Below are 6,111 nucleotides of genomic sequence, written 5' to 3'. Positions count from 1 at the left end.
GTTCTTCGTCAAGATGAAGGAGGGCGCCGAGAGGGCCGCCAAGGAGAACGGCGCCCAGGCGGCCCCCCGGCGAGGGGGGCCGCCGCCTTCGCCGTGCGTCAGCGGGTGTGCGTCAGCGGTTCCGCGCCGACGCGTCCGGCCGCAGCGCACCCGGCTTGCTCTGCGGGATGCGCCCGCCGTCCTCGCCGACCACCGTCCGCCCGTCCAGCGGCGCGGCCAGCCGCACGGTCTTGACGTACTCCTTGGCCATCAGCACGCACACCTTGTCCGGCCAGGGATGCTCGGTGACCGTCACCGTCACCTTCTCGCCGCTCTCCCGCGCCGACACCGTGTAGTCCGCGCACACCCCGCCGAAGAAGCTCACGGTCAGCACCCGGCCGTCCGCCGTGTAGCCGCTCACCCGCACGTTCTTGGTCTTCGGTGCCTTCGACGCCCCGGGCGGCGCCGCCGATGGCGAGGCCGGCGCCAGGTACTTCGGGTCGACCGCCGGGTACGTCACCGTGAAGGAGCCCTGCGCCCCGGACCCCCGCACGTCGAACAGCCAGGACGGCACCAGCGTCTGCCGCCCGCCGACCGAGTGCGCGGCCAGCCCGAACACCGCCCCCCGCACCGTGACCGTGTCCGCCGCCGGCTGCTTCGGCGCCCCCGTGGACGCACCGCACGGCTGCTCCAGCCGGTCCTTCAGCGGCACCGCGCTGGCGCAGCCGCCGATCCCCATCCGGTGGTCGCTCTTCGGCGCCGCGTTCATCAGGTCCAGCGTCTTGCGCGCGCCGAGGACGGGGTACGTGTCCCCCTTCACCGGCGCCCCGAGCAGCCCGTGCCCGCCGACCAGCGCGCCCTGCCGGTCGACGGTCAGGCCGGTCGTCCAGCCGTACGTCGGCAGCCCGTCCACCACCGGCTCGGCGTCGACCACCCGGTGCGCGCCCATGACCCGGCTCGCGTCGATCTTCGCGTCGTCCAGCCCGGCCGCCTTCAGCACCGGTGCCGCCGCCTTCTCGGCCGCCGCCGCGCTCACCGGCTCACCGGCCGGAGCGCCCGGATCCTGGCCGCAGACGGTCACCTTCCGGCAGTTGTCGGTGCCGGGCGCGTACCGGCTGAAGGTCCAGCTGCCCGGCGCGTCCCGGTTCACCTGCAGACTCGGCCCGGTGCCGTCCTTGCCGCCGACCCGCCACAGGCGCCCCTCGGCCACCGGCGTCCCGTCCACGCCGAGCGCCTTCGCCAGCCGGGCCACCCGATCCCGGCCGACTTCGGCGCCCGGGCCGTACACCGGCGCCGAACGGGGGCCGTCCGGCAGCTCTCCGCGGGTCACGTACCGGGCGCCGTACGGGTCCGGCTCACCGGGCGCGACGCCGTGCGACCCCGTCCACCCGTCCAGGGCCAGCGGGGGAGGCGTGGCGCCCCTGCCGGACGCGCCCGGGTCCGTGCGACCGCCCGCGTCACTGCTCGCGGCGAGATACGCGCCCCCGCCGCCGACCAGCAGCACGGCCGCGGCGACGGCGACGACGACGGCACGGGAGCGGCGCCGGCCGGCCCGCTCACCGGGCTCCTCGCCACCGCTCCGCGGCCCGCCCGGCTCCGCCCGACCGCTCCGCGGCCCGCCCGGCTCCTCGCCACCGGTCTCCGGCTCGTCGGCGACCGCGTCGGCCGCACGCTCCTCGGAAACCTCGGGACCCTCCGCACTCCCGGAGTTCTCAGGCCGCTCGGTGTTCACCGCATCGCTCCTCGCTGGGTCGTATCCCGCATCCCCTGCACGGGGGACGGCGATGGGACGCGGGAGGGGAGCGCACGGTTCCCGGGAATGCGCCCCGTAGGTCAGTCGCCGTAGTCGGACATCGCGTCCAGCAGTCGTGCAGAGCGCACTGGCACGCTCACCCCGTGGATGAGCGACGGCGGCACCGGCCGCGACTCGCGGTGCTCGGGAGCCGCCCAGTGCGGCGCCATCCGGGCGCAGTCCCCGCGCAGCTCGGCGAGGCCGCCCTCGAGGTCGGCCGGGACGAAGGAGTGGACCTTGAGGTTCGTCATGAGGGCACCGTAGGCATGCCAGGGGCCGCGAAGAAAGATCTACTATCGGGTAGTTTCGCCAGCTACAGCACCAGCCCCCGAGCGGGTAGCGTGAACTGTCAATCCAGCCTCCCGCAGGAGAATGCCGACGTGCGCATCGCAGTCACCGGCTCCATCGCCACCGACCACCTCATGACCTTCCCCGGCCGCTTCGCCGACCAGTTCGTCGCGGACCAGCTGCACACGGTCTCGCTCTCCTTCCTGGTCGACAACCTGGACGTGCGCCGGGGCGGGGTCGGCGCGAACATCGCCTTCGGCATGGGGCAGCTCGGCACCCGGCCCATCCTGGTCGGCGCCGCGGGCTTCGACTTCGACGAGTACCGGGCGTGGCTCGACCGGCACGGCGTCGACACCGAGTCGGTCCGCATCTCCGAGACGCTGCACACCGCCCGCTTCGTGTGCACCACCGACGCCGACCACAACCAGATCGGCTCCTTCTACACCGGCGCGATGAGCGAGGCCCGCCAGATCGAGCTGAAGACCGTCGCGGACCGCGTGGACGGCCTCGACCTGGTCCTCATCGGCGCCGACGACCCGGAGGCGATGCTCCGCCACACGGAGGAGTGCCGCACCCGGAACATCCCCTTCGCCGCGGACTTCTCCCAGCAGATCGCCCGCATGGGGGGCGAGGAGATCCGGGTCCTGCTCGACGGGGCGACGTACCTCTTCTCCAACGAGTACGAGAAGGGCCTCATCGAGTCCAAGACGGGCTGGAGCGACGCCGAGATCCTCTCCCGGGTCGGCCACCGCGTCACCACGCTGGGCGCGCGGGGCGTGCGCATCGAGCGGGTCGGCGAGGACCCGGTCGAGGTCGGCTGCGCCGAGGAGGAGCGCAAGGCCGACCCCACGGGCGTCGGCGACGCCTTCCGTGCGGGATTCCTGTCCGGACTGGCCTGGGGCGTCTCGCTGGAGCGCGCGGCGCAGGTGGGCTGCATGCTGGCGACGCTGGTCATCGAGACCGTGGGGACGCAGGAGTACCGGCTGCGGCGGGCGCACTTCATGGAGCGGTTCGTGAAGGCGTACGGGGACGACGCCGGGCAGGAGGTGCGGGCCCACCTCGGGTGAGGCCCGCGTCCGGCCGCTCGCCCGCCCGACTCACGCCGTTCCCGGCCACGGGTGCGTGGGGCCGGGCGCGCCCACGCGGCGGAGCCGCATGCCGGCTCCGCCCCGCGGCCCTCGGCGGCCGCGCGTCTTCGAGGGCCGCGCCCCGGCCCCCCTCAGCTCACCCTGCGCACCACGTAGGCCGTACCCCTCTGCGCCGGCTCCTCCCCGACGTACTCCTGCCCGCGCATCTCGCACCACGCCGGGATGTCCAGCCGGGCCGCCTCGTCGTCGGAGAGGACCCGCACCGTGCCGCCCACCGGCACGCTCCCGAACACCTTGGCCAGTTCGATGACCGGGATCGGGCAGCGCTTGCCGAGGGAGTCGACGACGACTTCCCCGGGCCCCCGCACGGCGGCCGGTGCCGCCGGCGCGCCCAGCTTCTCCCGCACCCCGGCCACCGCCCCCGGCAGCACCTCCAGGAACCGCTCCACGTCCTCCTCGGCCGTGCCCGCCGGCAGTGAGACCCGCACGTTCCCCTCGCTCAGCACCCCCATCGCCTTCAGCACGTGGCTGGGCGTCAGCGTGCTGCTCGTGCAGGAGGAGCCGGACGACACGGAGAACCCCGCCCGGTCCAGTTCGTGCAGCAGCGCCTCCCCGTCGGCGTAGAGACAGGAGAAGGTGACGATCCCCGGCAGCCGCCGTTCCGCATCGCCCACCACCTCCACGTCCGGCACCAGTTCCGGCACCCGAGTCCGGATCCGCTCCGTCAGCTCCCGTAGCCGGGCCGCCTCCTGGGCCGCCTCGGCCCGTACCGCGCGCAGCGAGGCCACGGCCGCCACGATCGCCGGGAGGTTCTCGAAGCCGGGCGCCCGGCCCGACTCCCGCTCGTCCGCCGGGCCCCGGGCGGCGAAGCGGGCCCCCTTGCGCACGACGAGCAGCCCGGCCCCCGACGGCCCGCCCCACTTGTGCGCACTGGCCGCGAGCAGCGACCAGGCGCCCTCGACCGGCCCCCACCCCAGCGACTGCGCCGCGTCCACCAGCAGGGGCACCCCGACGGCCCGGCACTCCTCGGCCACCTCGGCCACCGGCTGCACGGTGCCCACCTCGTGGTTGGCCGACTGCAGACAGGCGAGTGCGGTGCCGGGGCGAAGAGCGGCCGCGTAGTGCGACGGGTCCACCAGGCCCGCCCGGTTCACCGGCACCTGGGTCACCGTTCCGCCGTCCGCCTCGAACACCTCCGCCGAATGGAGCACGGAGGAGTGTTCGACGGCTGACACGATCAGGTGGCGTCCGACCCGGCGTCTTCCGGCCAACGCCCCCGCGACACCGGTATGGACGGCCCGCGTCCCGGACGCCGTGAACACCACCTCGTCCGCCCGGCACCCGACCGCCTCCGCGGCGGCCTCGCGAGCCGCGTCGAGCAGCATCCGCGCCTTGCGTCCCTCCCGGTAGAGCCGAGCGGGATCGGCCCACCCTTCATCCAAAGAGGCCAACAGCGCCTGACGAGCAACGGGATGGAGAGGAACGGCGGAGGCAGCGTCAAAGTAGGCCATACGGCAACGTTAAGACCCCGGCGGAGGTGGCCGACCCAGGGGCGCGGGGAACTGCGCGACCAGCCACAATGGACCCGCGACCGCCAATTCAGCGAACCACCCGCTCCAGTAGGCACCCCTCCCCGCGAACCCTCGGAGAGGGTGGGCTAGGGTTTGGTCCGCATAAACATCCAAACCCCTGCCCGACGCAGGGCGGCGACCGACCAGCGAGAAGGCCGCAGCCGACCGCGCGGGCGAGACTCTCGGGAAGGCGCTACGTGAGTCCCAACGGCTCCGACCGCTCGCCGCGGCGCCCGATGCGGCGGAAGCTGCTGCAGGCAATGACCGCGGGCCTGGTCCTGGCGACCGCAACCGGTTGCACATACAAGGACTTCCCCCGCCTTGGTATGCCCACCCCGACCACCGAAGAGGCTCCGCGGATCCTCTCGCTGTGGCAGGGCTCCTGGGCTGCCGCGCTCGCCGTCGGCGTGCTGGTGTGGGGCCTGATCCTGTGGAGCGCCATGTTCCACCGGCGCAGCCGCACCAAGGTCGAGGTACCTCCGCAGACCCGGTACAACATGCCTATCGAGGCCCTGTACACGGTGGTCCCGATCATCATCATCTCGGTGCTCTTCTACTTCACGGCCCGGGACGAGACGAAGCTCCTGGACCTCTCCAAGAAGCCCGACGTCACGGTCAACGTGGTGGGCTTCCAGTGGAGCTGGGGCTTCAACTACGTCGAGAACGTCCCCGGCGTCTCCGGCAACGCCAAGACCGACCCGAACCTGAACGCCATCCCGGACGGGTTCAAGAAGGACTTCCCGGCGAACGCCGGCGGTGTCTACGACGTCGGTACCCCCGGCACCCGGAACCCGGAGACGGGCAACCCCGGTCCGACGCTCTGGCTCCCCAAGGGCAAGACGGTCCGCTTCGTGCTGACCTCTCGTGACGTCATCCACTCCTTCTGGGTGGTGCCGTTCCTGATGAAGCAGGACGTCATCCCGGGCCACACCAACGCCTTCCAGGTGACCCCGAACCACGAGGGCACCTTCCTCGGCAAGTGCGCCGAGCTCTGCGGTGTCGACCACTCCCGGATGCTGTTCAACGTGAAGGTCGTCTCTCCGGCAGCGTACGAGAAGCACCTCAAGGAGCTCGCGGCGAAGGGGCAGACCGGTTACATCCCGGCCGGCATCGCGCAGACGAGCCACGAGAAGAACCAGAGGACGAACAACCTGTGAGCATCCTCAACGAACCCCAGGGTGCCGCGGCAGCAGAGGACTCGTACGAGGACGAGCTGCCGGTCAGGCGCAAGCAGCCCGGTAACGTCGTGGTGAAGTGGCTGACGACCACCGACCACAAGACGATCGGAACGATGTACCTGGTCACGTCGTTCGCGTTCTTCCTGATCGGTGGCGTGATGGCGTTGCTCATGCGCGCCGAGCTGGCCCGGCCGGGCCTGCAGATCATGTCGAAC

The 6,111-nt window shown here is 72.5% G+C and carries 5 protein-coding genes and 1 pseudogene; 3 read left to right on the top strand and 3 right to left on the bottom strand.

Translation table 11 applies throughout. From position 1 onward, the window contains the following. Nucleotides 1-112: 112 nt before the first annotated feature. Entirely contained in the window at nucleotides 113-1,711 is a 1,599-nt protein-coding gene (locus tag AB0N17_RS44865) for a hypothetical protein (RefSeq protein ID WP_366017471.1), read from the bottom strand. Nucleotides 1,712-1,812: 101 nt separating this feature from the next. Beyond that, nucleotides 1,813-2,022, bottom strand: coding sequence for a hypothetical protein (locus AB0N17_RS44860; RefSeq protein WP_366017470.1), 210 nt, complete (start codon nucleotides 2,020-2,022; stop codon nucleotides 1,813-1,815). Between the two features lie 129 nt (nucleotides 2,023-2,151). Here AB0N17_RS44860 and AB0N17_RS44855 point away from each other — a divergent pair, with 129 nt between their 5' ends. Continuing rightward, on the top strand, nucleotides 2,152-3,126 hold the full coding sequence (locus tag AB0N17_RS44855; RefSeq protein WP_366017469.1) for a carbohydrate kinase family protein: 975 nt from the start codon (nucleotides 2,152-2,154) through the stop codon (nucleotides 3,124-3,126). 152 nt (nucleotides 3,127-3,278) lie between these two features. On the opposite strand, the gene AB0N17_RS44850 is transcribed toward AB0N17_RS44855, so the two are convergent. Further along, nucleotides 3,279-4,658 (bottom strand): aminotransferase class V-fold PLP-dependent enzyme, encoded by a 1,380-nt coding sequence (locus AB0N17_RS44850; protein WP_366017468.1) that lies wholly within the window; start codon nucleotides 4,656-4,658, stop codon nucleotides 3,279-3,281. Between the two features lie 257 nt (nucleotides 4,659-4,915). On the opposite strand from AB0N17_RS44850, the gene coxB reads away from it, so the two are divergent. Both coxB and AB0N17_RS44840 read left to right on the top strand, forming a co-directional pair. Continuing rightward, nucleotides 4,916-5,875 (top strand): cytochrome c oxidase subunit II, encoded by a 960-nt coding sequence (gene coxB, locus AB0N17_RS44845; protein ID WP_366017467.1) that lies wholly within the window; start codon nucleotides 4,916-4,918, stop codon nucleotides 5,873-5,875. Continuing rightward, nucleotides 5,872-6,111, top strand: a pseudogene (locus AB0N17_RS44840) (cytochrome ubiquinol oxidase subunit I); the annotation flags it as partial. The gene coxB and the pseudogene AB0N17_RS44840, both read left to right, overlap by 4 nt.

It is taken from the genome of Streptomyces sp. NPDC051133, from assembly GCF_040682635.1.
Taxonomy (GTDB): Bacteria; Actinomycetota; Actinomycetes; order Streptomycetales; family Streptomycetaceae; genus Streptomyces.
Note: the sequence above shows the minus strand (reverse complement) of the source record. Positions and strands in the feature narration are given on the sequence as shown.

Coding starts and splice junctions, on each gene's coding strand:
- AB0N17_RS44860 (WP_366017470.1), bottom strand. CDS start 2,022: ATGACGAACCTCAAGGTCCACTCCTTCGTCCCGGCCGACCTCGAGGGC.
- AB0N17_RS44850 (WP_366017468.1), bottom strand. CDS start 4,658: ATGGCCTACTTTGACGCTGCCTCCGCCGTTCCTCTCCATCCCGTTGCT.